Consider the following 17,744-nt stretch of genomic DNA (forward strand, 5'->3'; position numbering starts at 1 on the left):
GGAGTCTGAATCCAGAAGTGCGAATAAATCACTAAAATCTGCTCGCGCTCGATCGGACAATTGTCATTTGCGACTACTCTGATAGAGTTTGTGCCTACTTTACTATTTTTGACTGCAAATTGAAAAACTCAATAGAATAATTTACCTGACCCCGCCCAAAAACGGATAAAAGTTTCCGACACTCGTCGTGACTCGGGCCCAAAATTTTAGACCCGAGTTCAAGCCCCCAGATTGATTCTGTGGAGTAAATCTAAAATCTAAAATCTAAAATCGACTGACTGAACTATAGGTGTAAAAAATGCTGGATTTATTATTTAGCTCGGGAATCATGTCTCTGTGGCTCGACATGGCTGGGGTACACAGTGTCGCGCCCAACGCTGTGTCGCTACTGGCTTGGCGGGGAGGGATACCCGGGTTAGTGGTGGCCGAAGAGCTGGCTTTTGGAGGAGTAGATGCAGCAAATCGAGACTTGCCGACATCCGTCGCGGTGGAGGAATATTTAAAAGATTTGAAGGCAAAACATCTGATAGACGGCAATCAGGGAGTTTGGGTACAAGCCGGAATGGTGCCACTGGTAAGTCAGCAGGGAAAGGTACTGATGCCAGGGGCTTCGCTGACTAAGATTGCCACTTCTCTGGCTTCGCTGGAAACTTGGGGCACCGAGCATCAGTTTGAAACACGGTTCCGGGGAACCGGGCCGATTAGGAATGGGGTGTTGCAAGGAGATTTGGTTGTCAGTGGTGGTGGCGATCCGTTGTTTGTGTGGGAAGAGGCGATCGCCGTGGGTAATGCTCTCAATCAAATGGGTATCGATCGCGTGGCCGGCAACTTAGTGGTGACAGGCAATTTCCGCATGAATTACCAGTCCGATCCTTTGGCTGCGGGGGAGGGTCTGCGGCAGGCTCTCAATGGGCGCAGTTGGCCTTCTGACGTGCTGGCAATATATTCTAAGATGGCTCGGGGAACGAGAAAGCCGCAAGTAACGATCGCCGGCACGGTGATTGCTGAAAAATTTGTGAGCTCGGGACATTTGCTGCTGAAGCGCCGATCGCTCCCTTTACCCGAAATTCTCAAGCAGATGAACGTCCACAGCGACAATGACATTGCCCAAATACTGGCAGACAATTTGGGCGGACACAAAATAGTCCAGCAGCAAGCGACTTGGGCGGCGGGGGTGCCGGCGGCGGAACTTCAATTAATTAACGGTTCGGGATTGGGAGTGGAAAATCGGATGTCTCCGAGGGCGGCTTGTGGGATGATGCAGGCGATCGCGCGCAACCTTCAGACTACGGGGCTGACTATTGCTGACTTGTTTCCGGTGTCCGGGCGCGATAAAGGAACTTTGGAACACCGACACATTCCGCCGTCGGCTGTGGTGAAAACCGGTACCTTAGATACGGTGATTGCTTTGGCTGGAGCCATACCCACGCGCGATCGGGGTTTAGTTTGGTTTGCAATTATTAATCGCGGCACCGATTGGGACTCTTTGAGAGCGCAGCAAGATATATTTCTGCAAAAATTGGTGCAGCAGTGGGGCACTGCACCGGCCCTGCCACTAGCAATTACACCGCACATTGACGGCGCTAGACCAGCTTTGGGGGCAGCAAATCGCAGCGATATTTTGCTGGGAGGTTAACGTCAGTTGACAGTTGACAGTTGACAGTTGACAGTTGTCAGTTGGCAGATTAATGCTTTTAGGCTCGATGCCCGATGCCCGATGCCCGATGCCCTCTTTGCCCCACAGCATAATGTGAGATTTCGCGCGTGGAGTATGTCACAATTGATCGAGGACTATTCTGCAAGAAGATGATCAAACTGCGATTGAAGAGATACGGGAAAAAACGCGAGACCAGCTACCGGATTGTAGCTATGAACAGCTCTACCCGCCGCGACGGCCGTCCCCTAGAAGAACTCGGCTTCTACAACCCCAGAAATAATGAAACCAGGCTGGATGTTCCAGCGATTGTCAAGCGCCTGCAAGAAGGCGCTCAGCCAACTGACACCGTGCGTGACATCCTGAGAAAAGCGAATGTATTTGAACAAGTCGGAGCCGGAGCCAACGTTGAATCCAGCACAGCAGCAGTCAGCTAGTCCCAACTATTCTGGACTGGTTAAGTTTTTAATTGGGCCTTTTTTAGAGTCGCCCGCGTCTTTGCGAGTTGATTGCGAACTGCACCCGCGCCAATCCCGGGTCTGGGTTCGGCTCGCTTTTGAAGATCCCGATAAAGGGCGGGTTTACGGTAGGGGCGGACGCAATATTCAGGCAATAAGAACTACCCTCGAAGCGGTGGCGCAAACGGCGGGCCAGTCGCTGTACTTAGATATATACGATGGTGAAGCGGGCGATCGCAACTCCGGGCCACCTAGGGGCGATCGCGATCGTTCGGATCGCGATCGTCCGGATCGCGCTAGGCGCGATGGGGGAGACTTCCGACCCCGGAGTGGGCCTCCGTCGCCGACTCCCTTACCTAGCAGAACCCCGAGAGAACAACCTCGCCGTACTAACACACCTACGTTTAGAACGAGCAGAAATACTCCCGGTTATTAACTGTTCTGCTGAATGAGAGACAATTTTAGATTTTAGATTGCCTGTTGTAGACTTTGTGTTACAAACCCCGTTGGATTTGAGATTGCCAGTTTTGCGATCAAACAAAAATGTAAAATTTTAAATCTAAAATCTCAGCGGGATCGGGTAAATCTAAAATCTAAAATCTAAAGTTGTCTGACTTCATCAAAGCAACACGGGATGCGGGAAACTCAGACACAAAGCGTGCTCAGAGGGAAGCGACCCGAGGGACTTCAGTCAAGAGTGTTCTTGAAAATGTGATATAATTTGAGTTGGGAGTAAGAACAAAAAACATCTACGTGTTGAAGCATCCTAGTATCGGAGAAATCCCGGCTCCTATGAAACAACGGTTAGGTTTAAGTCCTGATGTCAGTATGACAGGAAAGAGCAAATAATGGCAGGTTGTGGAGCGTACCGCGTCTTGGCAAGTGTGATGGATTCTGAAAGCATTGAAACAATAAAAGTAAACGCGATTACAACATTGGCAATGTCGGTAGTTGTTTTGAGTGTTTAGGCGGCGTTTGACGGTCGCAGCGAGAGTTTACTCGCGATCGCAGAATCGAGCGTGTCTTTAGACCTGAGAGTGTCAAAGAAGGGAGATTTGATTTGTGCCTCAAGCACCAAATTTATTTGCGATTTAAACAGAAAAGACGCCTGAGATACTAGGTAAAATCTAGTACCGGGCGTCTTTTTGTTCGTAAAACAAAGCTGATTGTTAACTTTTAATTACTTACTTGGAGGAGCTCATGCTGGCATGACTGAAAAACTAACAATAGAGTTACCGAGCAATCAAAGCGCCATGTCGCTGGCCGGAAATCAAGAAGAAAACTTGAAAATTATCTCTAAGCAAACCGGCGCCAACCTGGTAATGCGAGGCCAAGAACTGCTGATTTCCGGCACAAAAACTCAAGTAGAATTGTGTCATAAATTAGTGCGATCGCTCTCCGACTATTGGAAATCCGGCAAAACCATCACCGGAGTAGAAATCCAAACAGCGCGCTACGCATTGGATACCAACCGCCAAGAAGATTTGCAAGACTTGCAACGAGACGTACTCGCCAAAACCCGCCGCGGCGAAGAAATAAGAGCCAAAACCTTCAAGCAGCGGCAGTACGTCCAAGCAGTACGCACCCACGACCTAACATTTTGCATCGGCCCCGCTGGTACTGGAAAAACATTTCTAGCAGCTATTTTGGCAGTGCAAGCACTGTTAAGCAAGCAGTACGAAAAGCTAATTTTAACCAGGCCCGCCGTAGAAGCAGGCGAAAAATTAGGATTTTTGCCTGGAGATTTGCAGCAAAAAGTCGATCCCTATTTGCGCCCGCTTTACGACGCCCTCCAAGAAATAATCGACCCCGAAAAAATGGCCGATTTAATGGAAAGAGGCTTGATCGAAGTAGCTCCTTTAGCTTATATGCGAGGGCGTACTCTCAGCAATGCTTTCGTCATTTTGGACGAAGCTCAAAATACAACACCTGCTCAGATGAAAATGGTGTTGACTCGTCTGGGCTTTCGATCGAAAATGGTAGTGACGGGCGATATCACTCAAACAGATTTGCCACCAAACCAACAGTCGGGACTGTCAGTTGCTCAAAAAATTCTGGGTAACGTTGAAGGCATTGCTTTCTGCGAATTCAATCAGTCAGATGTGGTGAGACACCCGCTAGTACAGCGGATTGTTGCAGCTTACGAATTGCACGAAAAATAGTCAGTTGACAGTTGACAGTTGACAGTTGTCAGTTGTTATCGGTTATTTGTTATTTGTTATTTGTTGGTTATAATAACTAATAACTAATGCCCAATTCCATAAAAATTGACAGTTGTTATCGGTTATTTGTTATTTGTTGTTTCTAACAACTAATAACTAATGCCCAATGCCCAATTCCCAATTACCTATTCCCAAATTATGCCTAATCTCAAAGAATTCTTAGAAGCTTGCGAAAAATTGGGGACGCTGCGTTTGATCGTGACTAGCAGCGCCGCTGTACTGGAAGTGCGCGGTTCAATTCACAAGCTGTTTTATGCAGAGTTGCCCAAGGGGAAATATGCAAATATGCACGCCGAAATATTTGAGTTTCACCTAAATATGGACAAAATTAAACAAGTGAAATTTGAGACCGGCGAGGCAAAAAGAGGCAACTTTACTACCTATGCAATTCGTTTTCTGGACGAGCAAAATGATGCTGCGTTGAGCGCGTTTTTGCAGTGGGGAAAACCTGGTGAATACGAACCTGGACAGGTGGAAAAATGGCACGAATTAAAAGAACAATACGGGGAGGTTTGGGAACCTGCACCTGTTGAGGCAATTTAAAACTAACAAACAATAAAAAAGGTTGGTAGTGAGGACTTCAGTCCGCAAAAAGAAGGACTTGCATTCCTCATTACCAACTTTTGGTAGTGAGGACTTCAGTCCGCAAAAAGAAGGACTGAAGTCCTCACTACGAACGAATTAGAGCAAAATATAAAGTTAGCTGTTTGAATGTAATTTGGTATGAAGGTAATTTGGGTTTTTTGTCTGGTTTTGGTTGTGTTGCTGTGGGGTGGCGGTGCGAGGGCGGGGGTTTTGGGCGATCGCATTTCCAGTTTTCCCAATTGGGATAGCAAGCCTCCCATCGCCGTAGCTAAGGGAGATTTAGTGTATCCAGACTGGATGGCCGGAAGTTGGAATGTTGCCAGCACTTTAATAGATTTAGCAGCGCCTTTAGCCCCAAATATTGTCACGCCTGGATTTGAAAAAAACCGCCAGTATTTGCAGCAGCCAGTATTGTTTAAAGTTCGATTTCAACCTGAAAAATTTATTGGTTTAATTTCTACTTATACATCTAAAAAAGCTCCTAAAATTGTAGCCGATCGCAATTTTAACGGTTTGAACATCGCCAAAGCCTATTTAGGCAACGGTGGCGTACTTTCCGTGAAAGTCGATCCAAACAATCCCAACCGTCAGATTACCATACTCAAAGGCGATCGCCAACTAATCTCGATTGTCACCAGTCGCGGCACTGAAACGCCGAATCCTCGGGAGTTTGTATCTACAGAAATTTCTCAGCAGGTGTTTCGGGGCGAGACTGATATTTATTTAAACGAAGTGGAAACAACCACAGCTTATCGAGTGATTGGAAGCGGGGAAAATGGATCTTCTGGGAGTAAAAAAATTGTAGCCGATCAGGTGACAGCGATTTATTTATCGCCCCAAGACCCGGATTATTTTGCGGCTGGAGGGCATCCTGTGGCTTTGTACCGATATCGCTTGGAGTTGGTGCCGGGAGAATAGGCTAAGAAGATTGTGAATTATGGCAACTCTATCAGGGCGAATGGCATGGGAACGCATAACACAAGCTATCTCAACTAGGATTAATCCAAAAGCAAGCGACTTTCAAATGTGGGCTGAGTCACAACAGGGCTGGCATCCTACTCAAACACCTAATGGCCCGTTAAAATATATTGATAAAAACGGAGTAACTAGATTAACACTCAAACAGGGAACTCCAAGAGCTCCCGGAAGCAACCACCCTCATGTAGAGCTAAAAAATGCTAAAGGCAGTAGAATCGATCTACAAGGAAAGCTCGTTAACAGAAAAAGCCCAGCTAATCATACTCCTATTGATTGGGACATTTAAAAATGGAACGCTTAAACTACTGGCAATTTCCGGGATTTGAAAATATTTATCTAGAGGATAGCTATGTACTTAGCATTAATGATAAAACATCTATACAAATCCTCTTGGAAGCTGTTCTCACAGAAAATCACTCTCTCTACACTCAACCCTTACCTGAAGAACAGTATTGTTATCGGCGGATGAGCTTAAATTTTCCCTACCCTCAAACCTACGATTTGGTTCTGAACAACATCAGCCCCATTGCAGATCCAGATGGTAGCGTTGATTACGGGAATATAGACGAATTTTTTAGCGCGGATGGCAAATACTATTTAAGAGGGGAATGGGGAGAACTTACTATAGTTTCCGATCCACCCCTACTTTTTGATGTAGAAAACTACCTAATTGTCAAAAACGGCGATAATTTTATTGAAATTAATAAGGAAAAAATTAGTATTTTTGAATGGAAAAGGGAAAGAAAAGGAGTAATCACCTTAGTTTACGAAAACACTTCAGGAAGTCCTTTATCTGTTCAAATTCAGGCAGAGCAAGATCCCGAAGGCTTTGCAGCCGTTTTGGGGTATATGGGTGAAATTGAAAGAGGTTATACAACTGAGTTAACAGGAGGCGATCTGACTTTTGACAAGCTCAAGCAATATTACGCCGCTAATTTGAATCAGGAAAATGTGCAAGCGTTTTCTGTTAAATATCCCAGCTCAACGGGCGATAAATATTTGATTTCGGCAATTACTTCCTAGAATTAAGGTGAAATCTCGATCCAGGCATTGTGAAGTGAGGATTTGAGACATCTCTGCTAATTGTCTTTGTCTTCAGCAATTTTATCGAGATTAAAAAATTCTTCCAACAGTTTGAAAAACTTATCGAGGGCGTCTTTTTCATCAGCAGAGAAGAAGAGAATTATACTGTCCCATCCGTGACTTGACGTAATTTGATATCTTTCTTGTATCCACTCTTGAAATCCATCAAGTTGTTGTTGTTGTTCTGTGTCGGGAAACCCAAGTTCCGCTCTAGCCGTCTCATATCCATCTAAAAATGCGCGCAGGCGGGTAATTGAACACTTGCCCAAATACATACCCGGTCTTTGTTTGATTCTTTGGAGTAAATCAAAAAAGTATTCATTTTTAACATCTAGTTTATTAACATTAACTTCGACCACCATAAAAATAGTCTCCTTTTAAAAATCTTCTTCTGTCACTATAAACCGTAAACCATTAAATATTTTACCGTGAAATTGCAGATTTGTCATCCATTGCTCTTTAGTAAGCCCATCCGGGTGATGGTTATCAAAAATAGTCTCTATATTGTTGATAACTAGAGCGATTCCTTCGTGGCGACCATTTTCTGAAATAGCATCTCTCGGTACGCTATCATCATAAATGCCACTGTTCCTGCCTCTGCCGAATCCAGTGTACAGTTTTATGCGCTTTCCAGGAATTCCTTGACTTGTCAAGTAATCTTTGAGATTGGTGGCGCACTCAACACATTTAAAGTTTTCATGGCGATCGACAATAGCCTTGATTTGCAGTATTTGCTCAGCACTAATTTAACTCATATCCCACCACAACCAACAAATTGATGACTTACGCATCGATGGCCAGAAACCGGGTTTTTTACGAAAAATATTCGCTGTAGCCCGCAGATTCGGTAAAAAACCCGGTTTCTTAGGAATAGAAATTAAATAACTTAAGCAAATTTGTGGGATGGGCGTCCCGCCCGTGCAGAAAGGACGGGCGGGACGCCCATCCCACAACAATCATCGCCTTAGTCGCAGTGTACCCAACCTAAAAATTCACCTAAAAAAATTAGAAGGTGAAAAATTAGTTTTTCACCTTCTAACTTGCGACTTTCCGATTTCGGGTTACTGCACAAACTTCTTGAATGCCAGTGTCACGTTGTGGCCGCCAAACCCAAAGGAATTCGACAGCGCCACATCAACTTTTAGATCGCGACTTGTATGGGGAACATAATCTAAATCGCACTCAGGATCGGGATTTTCTAGATTGATTGTCGGCGGGACTTTATCGTTGGCGATCGCCATTACCGTCGCCACCGCCTCAATTCCCCCGGAACCGCCCAAAAGATGGCCTGTCATGGACTTGGTAGAACTAATTGCTACTTTGTAAGCGCTTTCTCCCAAAACCTTCTTAATTGCCTTGGTTTCCGTAGAATCGTTGGGAAGCGTGCTCGTGCCGTGAGCGTTGATATAGCTCACTCGATCCGGCGTCAAACCCGCATCCTTGAGGGCTAAAGCGATCGCCCGCGATGCACCTTCGCCCCCCGGTACTGGGGATGTCATGTGGTACGCATCGCAGGTTAAACCGTAGCCGACGATTTCTGCGTAAATTCGGGCGCCTCGTGCCAAAGCGTGTTCCATTTCTTCTAAAAGCAGAATGCCAGCGCCTTCGCCGACGACAAAACCATCACGATCGCGATCGAACGGACGGCAAGCATGAGTCGGGTCATCATTGCGAGTCGAAAGCGCCCTCGCCGCAGCAAAACCCGCCACGCACAAAGGTGTCACCGCCGCTTCGGTACCGCCGCAAATCATGGCTTGGGCATAACCGCCCTGAACTAGGCGAAACGCATCGCCCACCGCGTTTGAGCCGGCAGCGCAGGCTGTCACCGTGCAAGAGTTCGGCCCCTTGGCGCCCGTTTGAATCGCCGTCAGGCCTGCGGCCATATTCGCAATCATCATCGGAATCATAAACGGGCTGCATCGATCGGGGCCGCGAGTCAGATAAATTTCTTGCTGGTCTTCTAAAACCTTCAGCCCGCCAATGCCGGTGCCAAGAATGACACCCACCTGTTCTGCGTTCAGGTCGTTAATCTCAAACTTCGCATCAGCCAGAGCTTGTTTGCTCGCTGATACCCCAAATTGAGCAAAGCGATCCATCCGCTTTGCTTCCTTGCGCTCTAAATACTCGTGAGGGTCGTAACCCTTCACCTCTCCAGCAATCCGGCAGTCGTGCCGCGACGCATCGAACAAGGTGATCGGGCCGATGCCATTCTTCCCGGCCAGCAACCCGTCCCAATATTCAGACAAGGTATTGCCGATCGGTGTAATCGCGCCGAGACCCGTGATAACAACGCGCTTACGCTCTAAATTTGTCATGATTTCAGTTTCAAAAAATTAAACACCCAGAACGCAGAACAAAAGAGGAGTTGTTAGTTTTATAACTTCTCTCCTCTTAGGGGAAAAGACAGGTATTTTATGCTTTTGGAGCTGCAAGTTTGCTGCTGATGAAATCTACAGAAGCTTGAACCGTGGTAATTGCTTCGGCTGCTTCGTCGGGAATTTCAATATCAAACTCTTCTTCCAATGCCATTACCAGCTCTACTGTATCTAGGGAATCTGCTCCTAAATCGTTAGCAAAGTTGGCTTCGGGCTTGACTTCGGTGGGATCGACTTCTAGTTGATCGGCCACAATTTTCTTGACTCTAGCAAAAATGTCGTCTTGACTCATAACATCGTGTCCTCATTGGTTGCTGCGTATCTAATCTTATCCGAAAGGGGGATCTGCAAGAGGAAGGCTTGCCGCTTTTCTAACTGACCCTTGGTGTGGGGTGATGGGGTGATGGGGTGATGGGTGATGGGTGATGGGTGATGGGTGATGGGGTGATGGAGTGATGAATTTCCGAAGCTCTTGAGTCATCCCTCTGACTCCCTCTCTTTCTCCCCATTCCCCTCTCCCCTACGTTATGTTGCGCGATTCTGCATCACTAGGCCCTTACGGTCGAGGCCGCGGTGTAGGTCGATCAGGGCGGTAATGCAGACGAATCGATTATCAATAATTCACGCTGAATTTTCGATCGGTCTAATTGCCAGAGGCTCCTTTAATTTGGGTTTGAATTAGATGATTGATGGGCTGAATGCTTTGCCATCGGAGGATAAAGCCAGAGCTTGAACAACCGTGTTATCTGAGGCATGACGACCCAAGTCATCAACGGCATCATGATTGCAATGCTGACAAGGGTTACTAGCCAAGTAGGGAGTCCGTTTGTGATTGGTTTCAACAGAATGGGCATCAGAGAAATCATTGGATAAATACCGATCGCGCTGACGATCGCAGTTTTCCATTTTGGCGGTGGCGCAACATTCGGCATTTCAGGTAAAGCAAACCAAGCTTCTAATCCATTCACTCGCGATACTCTGGGCGTTTCTGTGAGGGCATCTGCCAGTGCAATCCAACCTTGGCAAATTGGAGAGTTTTCCCATTCCTGTAAATGAATCAGCGTGTCGAATCGCATAATTAGTTGCCATTCACCGCCTCGATTGTTGGGGTAGAGAACTTCGCCGCGTGACGACTCCACACACTAATGCTTTGCATATAGTGTGGGCTTCTCCAGACTCCGGAGAGTAGAGAGAACTTCCTTCGAGGTACTATCAGTTGTAGAACGGCCCACAACAACTTTCCCTCTACGGCGATTTATAGTCGGGAACTCGCCCAGCCCGACTCTTTTGATATTGATAGCGGCGTTGATGTCCCTATCAACCCTCATATTTTCTACCTCATCCCAATACTCTCGAATGCTGCAATCGGTGAAGATGAACTCATCACGATATGCAAGTAGTTGGGATGTGTAGGCGGGGTTCACTCCAATCACGACGGCTCCAGCTTTTGCAGCTATGTATTCCAGGATTGTGAAGAATTGCCCAAACGCGGCATCGTTCCAGGACTTGTTTAGTCCAGACTTAGCCGATTGCCCGTTCGGCAGGTACTTTCCCTGCTCATCTTGTTTTGCGCCATTGCGCTTGCTCAGCCCTTTCAGGTTGAGATTCTCGTGAAAGAATACTGTTTTACCCGTCCTCACAACCTTGTGAGCGGTTTTGAAGGCATGGTCGCGTCTAGCCCTCGCAATGCGTTGATGTTCTCTAGCTTCACGATGAGCCAACTTGCGACGGGAACGACTTCCTTTTTTCTTAGCCGCCTTGCGATGAGACACTTTAGCCAACCGCTTCTCAGACTTGCGAAACGACTTCAGAGATGGCAATTTTTCACCCTCAGAGGTCGCCAGGTAGTCATCTTCATGCAAAACTGCATCCATACCCAAAGCAGTATCCCAGTTCAGATCGACCCCATCAGATTTGATAGGCACAGTTGGATCTTCTAGTCGCAGGTTGACATACCAACTATCTGCCTTTTCGATCGGTTGCACCTGCTTCAAGATTGCGCCATCTGGAAGATCTCTGTGCATCCGCACTTTTAGCAGTCTCAGCTTAGGTATCTTGACGAACAGATATTTGCCACCTAACGAACAAGAATGCAATTCGACTCCAGCACCCTCAAACACCATGGAGCGAAATCGGTCAGCAGACTTGAAGCGAGGTTTACCACTCCGTTTGCCAGTACTGTCACCTGCAATAAATCGTTCAAACGCCTTATCAACTCGCTTACAAACCTCCTGCAACGTGTTAGCCGGAACCCGTGAGAAGTCCAACAACTCAGATGACCAACCGACCGTAACTAGATCTGTTTTGATGTCAGGCAGGTATTTTTTCTGACTGTAATAGTTGGGCTGATCCCGTAGCTCAGGCAAGTGGCAGATCAAAGGGCAAGCGTTGACATAAGAGCGATTACATTCCCACCAGTCAAACCTATCTCCTAGTTGACGGTTGTACCAATACTGGCAAGTCCGCAACCAGAGATTAAGCTCTAGCTTCTGTTCAGTTGTGGGAAGTGCTTTGTACTGGTAGGTGTATTTCATGTCATTATTGTAATTGATATTGCCTTGCGGTGCAAGCCATGAAATATGACGATTCCATCAATATTAGACTGCCAAAAACAGAGAAGAAAATTCTAGATAATTACTGTAAGCGGGTGAAGCGCAATAAAACCACTGTAAGCGGGTGAAGCGCAATAAAACCGATGTCATCCGAGAGTTTATTCGTTCATTGCCAGAGCGGTAGTTTGTTCGTCTCGTCGTCGATGTCTTTCCTGTTGGCTACGCCAATTTGGTCAGACACCACTCCTCGACTCACGCGCATTCCTCTCGCGCCAAATCAAAGATTATGGCGTGAGGCTCCTGCTGCTCTAGCTAAATAGCCCGGAAATGTACTGGCTGCTAGGGTGACACCTCGGACGGCTGCCTCGAAGTCGGCTTCATAGCCTGGTTTAACGCGACGCGCGATCGCCACGACAGCAGGTGCGGAATGTTCTTTCATAGAATGTAAATGCTAAAAGGTAAAAACGGTGCGGAGTGTTCCAGTCACGATCGTGCCATTGCTGTTTTGATTGGCTGGATGAGTAATGATTTGAATCAATGGAGTAATCCGAATATTGTTGGCTAGCGGAAAGTTGTAGAACGCTTCAATATTTGTTTGTGTTGCGTTTCCTACCTCTGTCAAAATGAAAGGCTGAACGACACCCAATCCAGCTAAATCACCTGTGACAAACAAATTCTGAAGAGAAACGCCAGCAGACCAATAACTAGGGCGAATATCCCCGATCGTCGTATCAGGATAGGAAGCGTAACCATAGCGCCCAAAGATGCCAAGCCGTGATGTGATTGCCCAATCAAAGTTTGCGCCAACAGACTGAAAATTGCTGCCAAGAACTTCTCCGCCGCTGTACTGCAAGCGGGCCGAGAAGGAGCTTGTCGGTGCATATTCTAGTTCCACAACGCCCATGTAGGGATCGCCAAACAATCCGCCTCTTGCGCCGCCTCCTGCGATCGGAAAAAGCCGAATATCTCCAGGACTGCCACCGCCAAAGAAGCTTTGATTTTCGGGCAAACTTTCTTCTGAATTACTGGCAATGTAAACTGCACGCAGCCTTAAAGCACCTTGATTCGGCTTCCAGTCGATCGCAGCGCCCGCACCTCCCGGCCTAGGTAACAGAACAAAATTGTTGATGAGGGATTGAGTCGAAAAATCTCGAAAGCTAACGTTCGCGAATCGATTTTTATCAACAAAATCACCCGCAACCATTCTTGCCCCGACAGTCACGCTGAGATCCTTAGTAGGAGCAAAAGAATAGTACAAACGAGCAAGAGATATTTGCGTTGTGCCAGGAATCGCGAAATCTAAGGTACTCCCTAAATTCGGTTCTAGAAATCCAGCCGCATTATCGTTAGTTCCAGGACTCCCAGCCAGTAGGCGAAGTTTTAGTAAGTCAGTACCTTTGAAACTGGTATTTAGATCCAAACTGAGGCGGTACAAAGCGGTCGGATTCGGTCGATCGCGCGTGACGATCGCACCTCTAGGACTAATCACTCGATCTCCACTAAATCCGCCTGCATTGACTGCAAAAATTGCTTGTCCTGATAGTTTCGTCGTCGTTGAAAATTGCTGAGATTCCAATCTGTTCGCTTCAGTTTCTAGACCCTCAACTCGATCGCGTAAAGCAGTTAACTCAGTCGTAAATGCTTGCTGAAGACGTTCTACAGCCATCAAATCGTCGCGAGTTAACCCATCGATCGTGTTGATCCGTTCTAAGCAAGCATTCAGCGCTACTGCGAATTCTTGACGAGAAAGTGCTTGTTCGCCTCTAAACCGTTTTTCTGAATCACCAGCAATGCAGCCGTATTTTTCGACGAGCGATCGCACTGCTGAAAATGCCCAACTGGATGGAAGTACATCTGCAAGTTGATCGACCGATGGCATGATTTCTGGCTGCAAGTTCGTTGAGTCCACAGAATCAGCGGCAGATGGAAGCACATCTGCAAGTCGATCGACCGATGGCATGATTTCTGGCTGCAAGTTCGTTGAGTCCACAGAATCAGCGGCAGATGGAAGCACATCTGCAAGTCGATCGACCGACGGAATTATTTCTGGTTGCAAGTTCGTTGAGTCCACAGAATCAGCGGCAGATGGAAGCACATCTGCAAGTCGATCGACCGACGGAATGATTTCTGGCTGTAAGTTCGTTGAGATCGCAGAATCAGCGGAAGCTGTCTGAGCTAGGGTAGAAGAGCAATCTATCCAAAGTCCCAAGCCCAAAGCCAACACTGTGTAAAGTCCTAATTGCTTCATTTCTACAGCCGATTGCCCCAGTAGCTGAGTTCCTGGTAGAGCTGCCCAACCGCTGGGCCTTCTGGCGTTTCCCAGTCTTTCATGATTTCTGAAGCAACCGATGCCCAAGAAACCATAACGGCTCCTGCTTGAGTCATGCGTAGCAGCGCTGCTGTTTCATTCAACTGAGTATCAGATCCAGAAACATCTACCACGACATAAGCTTCGTAACCTGCTTCCAGTAAATCGAGTGTCAGTTGCAGCGTGCAGATATCTAGAGAAATTCCACCTAGCAGAACTTTCTTACGCCCGATCGCAGCTAATTTATCCCGAAACGTGGGTTCATCCCAAGCGCTGGGCGTATGACGCTCGATCCGAATCGCACGATCGGCATGGGCAACGACTTCCGAAAAGAACTTACCTCGAAATCCGCCTTCTTCTCCCAGCATAATTGTTGGAATATCGAAGATATTTGAAAGGCGAGTAAAAGCTTCTGCGTTCTTTCGTAATAAGTCATGATTAATCGTCTTCAGTCCTGGCAAAAATCCGTCTAGGAAGTCAACCAAAACCACAACGCAATTATCGCGAGTTAGTTTTTCACAATAGTTCATGGTAAGTCTCTTAAGTTTCCTTTGTTGCTTTCCTAGTTTTCAAGAAGCCTGTCAATCGCCGCCAATTGGCTTTTGCTACTTTCCACTGAAAAATCAGATGGACTGCAATAAAAGCGAGAAAGGTATAAGCCAGCCAAAAATGGAGCGATCGACCCAAATCGACCATTGCATCATTTTGCGGAAACAAATCTGGCAGCAGCAGCCCGAAAAATTTGACGTTGTTCGATCGAAAAGAATTAGAAAAGAAAAAACCTGCGATCGGGACTGCCCACATGAACACATACATCAATGCGTGCAATGCGAAATTTCTCCACCATTGCGGCGAGAACTTTGGCAATCGCTTCATGTATTTCTTCCACATCACCTGAATCAGCGTCAAAATTCGCCAGGTGAGCAATGCCATTGTCAGAACACCGATCGACTTATGAAAGTCATAAAGCAATCCTCGAACCGGAGTTCTAGGCAACCGCGCCATGAACGTGCCACCGACAAATAGAATCAGATAGCAGCCTGCCATCCACCAATGAACGGACATCAATCGTTGGAAAGCAGAATTGAGCCTTGGCTTTTTGACGGTTGCGTTTTGAAGTGAACTCATGCTGAATGCCTCTTACAGAATGCCACCATTAACTTGAATCGTTTGCCCATTAACCCATCGCGCTGCATCCGATGCCAAAAATGCAACGACATCAGCGATGTCAGCAGGTTGCCCCAATCGACCGAGCGGCGTGGATTGCACCAGATGATCTAGCGCATCCGCAGGCATGATCAATCCGTCTGTATTCGTGACTCCAGGAGCAACGAGATTAACCGTAATTCCCCGATGTCCGAGTTCTTTGGAAAGCGCAAAACTAAATTGCTCGATCGCGGCTTTACTTGCAGCATAAACGCCACCCGTTGGGATACTCTGCCGCGTTGCACCACTCGATAAACTGATGATTCGTCCACCATCGCTTAAATGTTGTGCCGCCGTTTGTAAGGCAAAGAATGTTCCTTTCGCATTCGTGTTGAAGACTTTATCAAAATCAGCTTCGGTGATGTCTGTGGTGAGCTTGTAGACTGAAACGCCTACGTTGTTCACGACGATATCAACATGACCAAAGGCGTGAATTACTTTTTCAAACAGCGATCGCGTTTCTGCAAGGTTGCTGATGTCTGATTGAATCGCAATTGCATCAACTCCAAAGGCTTTGATTGATTCAACAACAGCCTCCGCTTTGTCGCGATTGCCTGCATAGGTCAAAGCAACGGTTGCACCTTCATGCCCTAAACGTTCCGCGATCGCTTTGCCAATTCCGCGCGATCCACCTGTCACTATCGCCACTTTTCCAGTTAGAGATGACATAACATTACTCCTAAAATGCCTGCATGATACTGAGAATCACTATTATTCGTACTGATGATGGGAGCCATCACAGAATGGAGCATTTCCAGTATGTTTGCAGAGACAGAGTGCAACTTTCTTCTTCTCAGTTAGCTCAAACTTGTTTGGAACAAAACCAGTTCCTTTGTGAGCGCCATTGCAAAACGGTTGATTACTAGAATGTCCACAGCTACACCAGAAATAAGTTCCTGGCTCAAGTTCTAGAACGGTTGGCTTCTTATCGACAATCACAGGCTGTAACTCAGCACCCATCGTATTTTACTGAATAGAGGTTGAAACCGAACCTAAAGTAAAGCGCCGATTTATTAATAAAATCTTAAGACAATTGCTTGGTCGCTGTCTTTCCTTTTCTTGCTCTCATTTTGCTGAATCTTGCACTAATCCATAAAAAGTTACTTTTGGTCTCGATAAGCCCTAGGAGAGGTATGGAGATATTGGCGAAAGACAGTAGAGAATCTGCTTTGATGACAAAAGCCTGTGCGGTAAGCAATTTCTGCGATCGATAAATCCGTCATCTTTAACAAATGTTTCGCACGTTCTAACCGTTGACGCACAATGTAAGCATGAGGGGTTAATCCCATTGACTGTTTGAACAAACGCACGAAGTAGTATGAGCTAATTTGCACCAATTGAGCCAGGGTATCAATCGAGAGATCCTCATCTAAATGAGCATGAATATAGTCGATCGCAGTGTCTAACTTTGATTGACTCAATCCATTTACTCCTTTTTGCGTTTCTACAGCAACTGTCGAGTAGTGCCGTAATAAATGAGCCGCTAGCATTGTTGCCGCCGCGTCTGCATAAAGCGCATCAATCTCAGTGCCACTCACAACAGCAGACTTGAGAGTCAGTCCAAGTTGAAGCAGGAAAGGATCGTGCGGATGAAAAGAGGGAATGATTTCAACCAGATCGGGATCGATGCGATCGTGAGCAAAGTGGCTCACAAATTCTGGTTCAAGATACAGGTGTAAGATTTGGGCTGGATCGACAACGCGAATCGTGCGATAGAGTCCAGCAGGGTTAATACAAAACACTTCGCCTTCAGTAAAGCGATCGCTTTTGACCTGACGATCGATTACGCGCTCTAGTCGAGCAGGCGCACCTAAATTCAGACCGATAACGTGCTTTGATAATGTATGCTCAGGGCATTCAACTGACGGAAGTTGATAGTAAGAAACGTTGAGATGCTTCCATTTCAACTCGGTGCTACTCGCTTGAGGAGCATACGGGAGAACCCGAATCATCTCTTTTTCTCGAATTGGGTTAATCACCAAAGCTGAATTTTTTCCCATTAGAGTTCTCCTAAAGATAAGTCACGATCTCGATTGACGGAGTTGGTAGAATATGAATAGGTTCATATTTCGGTATGATGTCAAATATTATACCTGCTTGGTTATTCTTGTGTTGCCTATGACTTATTGATTTGAATCATTTATTCTAACATAATTTATGTATTACTCAGACGAAATTACTGCTTTAATGCTCCAACATCATCAGTCTTTATCTGAAAAAGACCAAAGAAGATATGCAGCGATAGAAGCCGTAAAACTTGGTCGTGGTGGAATCATTTACATAGCCCGAGTTTTGGGAGTAGATAGGAATACAATAGCCAAGG

The 17,744-nt window shown here is 46.4% G+C and carries 21 protein-coding genes; 8 read left to right on the plus strand and 13 right to left on the minus strand.

Annotated elements, in window-relative coordinates:
• Positions 1 to 298 precede the first annotated feature (298 nt).
• The 8 genes from JGK11_RS17720 to JGK11_RS17755 all read left to right on the plus strand — a co-directional run bounded on the left by JGK11_RS17720 (position 299) and on the right by JGK11_RS17755 (position 6,920).
• On the plus strand, positions 299 to 1,636 hold the full coding sequence (locus JGK11_RS17720) for a D-alanyl-D-alanine carboxypeptidase (protein ID WP_293183069.1): 1,338 nt from the start codon (positions 299 to 301) through the stop codon (positions 1,634 to 1,636).
• 170 nt (positions 1,637 to 1,806) lie between these two features.
• Positions 1,807 to 2,091 carry a 30S ribosomal protein S16 gene (gene rpsP / locus JGK11_RS17725; RefSeq protein ID WP_293157400.1) on the plus strand — a complete coding sequence of 95 codons (285 nt, stop codon included), beginning with the start codon at positions 1,807 to 1,809 and terminating at the stop codon, positions 2,089 to 2,091.
• Positions 2,063 to 2,548 carry a KH domain-containing protein gene (locus JGK11_RS17730; protein WP_293183067.1) on the plus strand — a complete coding sequence of 162 codons (486 nt, stop codon included), beginning with the start codon at positions 2,063 to 2,065 and terminating at the stop codon, positions 2,546 to 2,548. Before rpsP ends, JGK11_RS17730 begins: the two co-directional genes overlap by 29 nt.
• Positions 2,549 to 3,320: 772 nt before the next feature.
• A complete protein-coding gene (locus JGK11_RS17735; RefSeq protein ID WP_293183065.1) occupies positions 3,321 to 4,274 on the plus strand; it encodes a PhoH family protein in 954 nt (317 codons plus the stop codon).
• A gap of 198 nt (positions 4,275 to 4,472) precedes the next feature.
• Complete coding sequence (locus JGK11_RS17740) at positions 4,473 to 4,877, plus strand: ChuX/HutX family heme-like substrate-binding protein (protein ID WP_293183125.1); 405 nt, start codon at positions 4,473 to 4,475, stop codon at positions 4,875 to 4,877.
• A 180-nt stretch (positions 4,878 to 5,057) separates the two neighbouring features.
• The gene (locus JGK11_RS17745) at positions 5,058 to 5,837 is read left to right on the plus strand and encodes a DUF6816 family protein (protein ID WP_293192135.1); all 780 of its coding nucleotides are present in this window, start codon (positions 5,058 to 5,060) and stop codon (positions 5,835 to 5,837) included.
• A 19-nt stretch (positions 5,838 to 5,856) separates the two neighbouring features.
• The gene (locus JGK11_RS17750) at positions 5,857 to 6,183 is read left to right on the plus strand and encodes a hypothetical protein (protein ID WP_293183061.1); all 327 of its coding nucleotides are present in this window, start codon (positions 5,857 to 5,859) and stop codon (positions 6,181 to 6,183) included.
• Between the two features lie 2 nt (positions 6,184 to 6,185).
• Positions 6,186 to 6,920, plus strand: a complete 735-nt coding sequence (locus JGK11_RS17755; RefSeq protein ID WP_293183059.1) for a hypothetical protein — start codon at positions 6,186 to 6,188, stop codon at positions 6,918 to 6,920.
• A gap of 56 nt (positions 6,921 to 6,976) precedes the next feature.
• On the opposite strand, the gene JGK11_RS17760 is transcribed toward JGK11_RS17755, so the two are convergent.
• The 13 genes from JGK11_RS17760 to JGK11_RS17820 all read right to left on the minus strand — a co-directional run bounded on the left by JGK11_RS17760 (position 6,977) and on the right by JGK11_RS17820 (position 17,421).
• A complete protein-coding gene (locus tag JGK11_RS17760; protein ID WP_293192133.1) occupies positions 6,977 to 7,342 on the minus strand; it encodes a hypothetical protein in 366 nt (121 codons plus the stop codon).
• Between the two features lie 15 nt (positions 7,343 to 7,357).
• Positions 7,358 to 7,726: a papain fold toxin domain-containing protein gene (locus JGK11_RS17765; RefSeq protein ID WP_363319769.1), complete on the minus strand. Its 369-nt coding sequence runs from the start codon at positions 7,724 to 7,726 to the stop codon at positions 7,358 to 7,360.
• Between the two features lie 315 nt (positions 7,727 to 8,041).
• Complete coding sequence (fabF, locus tag JGK11_RS17770; RefSeq protein ID WP_293192131.1) at positions 8,042 to 9,295, minus strand: beta-ketoacyl-ACP synthase II; 1,254 nt, start codon at positions 9,293 to 9,295, stop codon at positions 8,042 to 8,044.
• 97 nt (positions 9,296 to 9,392) lie between these two features.
• Positions 9,393 to 9,647 (minus strand): acyl carrier protein, encoded by a 255-nt coding sequence (acpP, locus tag JGK11_RS17775; RefSeq protein ID WP_293185403.1) that lies wholly within the window; start codon positions 9,645 to 9,647, stop codon positions 9,393 to 9,395.
• A gap of 370 nt (positions 9,648 to 10,017) precedes the next feature.
• Positions 10,018 to 10,494, minus strand: coding sequence for a hypothetical protein (locus tag JGK11_RS17780; RefSeq protein ID WP_293185404.1), 477 nt, complete (start codon positions 10,492 to 10,494; stop codon positions 10,018 to 10,020).
• A gap of 3 nt (positions 10,495 to 10,497) precedes the next feature.
• On the minus strand, positions 10,498 to 11,889 hold the full coding sequence (locus tag JGK11_RS17785) for a transposase (protein ID WP_293185405.1): 1,392 nt from the start codon (positions 11,887 to 11,889) through the stop codon (positions 10,498 to 10,500).
• A gap of 295 nt (positions 11,890 to 12,184) precedes the next feature.
• Entirely contained in the window at positions 12,185 to 12,346 is a 162-nt protein-coding gene (locus tag JGK11_RS17790; RefSeq protein ID WP_293185406.1) for a hypothetical protein, read from the minus strand.
• A 12-nt stretch (positions 12,347 to 12,358) separates the two neighbouring features.
• A complete protein-coding gene (locus JGK11_RS17795) occupies positions 12,359 to 14,155 on the minus strand; it encodes an iron uptake porin (RefSeq protein WP_293212394.1) in 1,797 nt (598 codons plus the stop codon).
• Between the two features lie 2 nt (positions 14,156 to 14,157).
• The gene (locus tag JGK11_RS17800) at positions 14,158 to 14,745 is read right to left on the minus strand and encodes an isochorismatase family protein (protein WP_293185408.1); all 588 of its coding nucleotides are present in this window, start codon (positions 14,743 to 14,745) and stop codon (positions 14,158 to 14,160) included.
• Positions 14,746 to 14,755: 10 nt separating this feature from the next.
• Positions 14,756 to 15,343: a cytochrome b/b6 domain-containing protein gene (locus JGK11_RS17805; protein WP_293192123.1), complete on the minus strand. Its 588-nt coding sequence runs from the start codon at positions 15,341 to 15,343 to the stop codon at positions 14,756 to 14,758.
• Positions 15,344 to 15,355: 12 nt separating this feature from the next.
• On the minus strand, positions 15,356 to 16,090 hold the full coding sequence (locus tag JGK11_RS17810; protein WP_293212395.1) for an SDR family oxidoreductase: 735 nt from the start codon (positions 16,088 to 16,090) through the stop codon (positions 15,356 to 15,358).
• Positions 16,091 to 16,132: 42 nt separating this feature from the next.
• A complete protein-coding gene (locus JGK11_RS17815) occupies positions 16,133 to 16,381 on the minus strand; it encodes a CDGSH iron-sulfur domain-containing protein (protein WP_293192119.1) in 249 nt (82 codons plus the stop codon).
• 140 nt (positions 16,382 to 16,521) lie between these two features.
• Entirely contained in the window at positions 16,522 to 17,421 is a 900-nt protein-coding gene (locus tag JGK11_RS17820; protein ID WP_293192117.1) for an AraC family transcriptional regulator, read from the minus strand.
• Positions 17,422 to 17,744: the final 323 nt, after the last annotated feature.

The sequence above is a fragment of the Microcoleus sp. PH2017_34_RAT_O_A genome, from assembly GCF_020737885.1.
GTDB lineage: Bacteria > Cyanobacteriota > Cyanobacteriia > Cyanobacteriales > Microcoleaceae > Microcoleus.

What these genes read in the sequence shown, in the direction of transcription:
- fabF (WP_293192131.1), bottom strand. Translation starts at nt 9,295, where the DNA reads ATGACAAATTTAGAGCGTAAGCGCGTTGTTATCACGGGTCTCGGCGCG.
- JGK11_RS17755 (WP_293183059.1), top strand. Translation starts at nt 6,186, where the DNA reads ATGGAACGCTTAAACTACTGGCAATTTCCGGGATTTGAAAATATTTAT.
- JGK11_RS17785 (WP_293185405.1), bottom strand. Translation starts at nt 11,889, where the DNA reads ATGAAATACACCTACCAGTACAAAGCACTTCCCACAACTGAACAGAAG.
- JGK11_RS17810 (WP_293212395.1), bottom strand. Translation starts at nt 16,090, where the DNA reads ATGTCATCTCTAACTGGAAAAGTGGCGATAGTGACAGGTGGATCGCGC.
- JGK11_RS17805 (WP_293192123.1), bottom strand. Translation starts at nt 15,343, where the DNA reads ATGAGTTCACTTCAAAACGCAACCGTCAAAAAGCCAAGGCTCAATTCT.
- JGK11_RS17820 (WP_293192117.1), bottom strand. Translation starts at nt 17,421, where the DNA reads ATGGGAAAAAATTCAGCTTTGGTGATTAACCCAATTCGAGAAAAAGAG.
- JGK11_RS17815 (WP_293192119.1), bottom strand. Translation starts at nt 16,381, where the DNA reads ATGGGTGCTGAGTTACAGCCTGTGATTGTCGATAAGAAGCCAACCGTT.
- JGK11_RS17735 (WP_293183065.1), top strand. Translation starts at nt 3,321, where the DNA reads ATGACTGAAAAACTAACAATAGAGTTACCGAGCAATCAAAGCGCCATG.
- rpsP (WP_293157400.1), top strand. Translation starts at nt 1,807, where the DNA reads ATGATCAAACTGCGATTGAAGAGATACGGGAAAAAACGCGAGACCAGC.
- JGK11_RS17750 (WP_293183061.1), top strand. Translation starts at nt 5,857, where the DNA reads ATGGCAACTCTATCAGGGCGAATGGCATGGGAACGCATAACACAAGCT.
- JGK11_RS17760 (WP_293192133.1), bottom strand. Translation starts at nt 7,342, where the DNA reads ATGGTGGTCGAAGTTAATGTTAATAAACTAGATGTTAAAAATGAATAC.
- JGK11_RS17720 (WP_293183069.1), top strand. Translation starts at nt 299, where the DNA reads ATGCTGGATTTATTATTTAGCTCGGGAATCATGTCTCTGTGGCTCGAC.
- JGK11_RS17740 (WP_293183125.1), top strand. Translation starts at nt 4,473, where the DNA reads ATGCCTAATCTCAAAGAATTCTTAGAAGCTTGCGAAAAATTGGGGACG.
- JGK11_RS17795 (WP_293212394.1), bottom strand. Translation starts at nt 14,155, where the DNA reads ATGAAGCAATTAGGACTTTACACAGTGTTGGCTTTGGGCTTGGGACTT.
- JGK11_RS17745 (WP_293192135.1), top strand. Translation starts at nt 5,058, where the DNA reads ATGAAGGTAATTTGGGTTTTTTGTCTGGTTTTGGTTGTGTTGCTGTGG.
- JGK11_RS17800 (WP_293185408.1), bottom strand. Translation starts at nt 14,745, where the DNA reads ATGAACTATTGTGAAAAACTAACTCGCGATAATTGCGTTGTGGTTTTG.
- JGK11_RS17790 (WP_293185406.1), bottom strand. Translation starts at nt 12,346, where the DNA reads ATGAAAGAACATTCCGCACCTGCTGTCGTGGCGATCGCGCGTCGCGTT.
- acpP (WP_293185403.1), bottom strand. Translation starts at nt 9,647, where the DNA reads ATGAGTCAAGACGACATTTTTGCTAGAGTCAAGAAAATTGTGGCCGAT.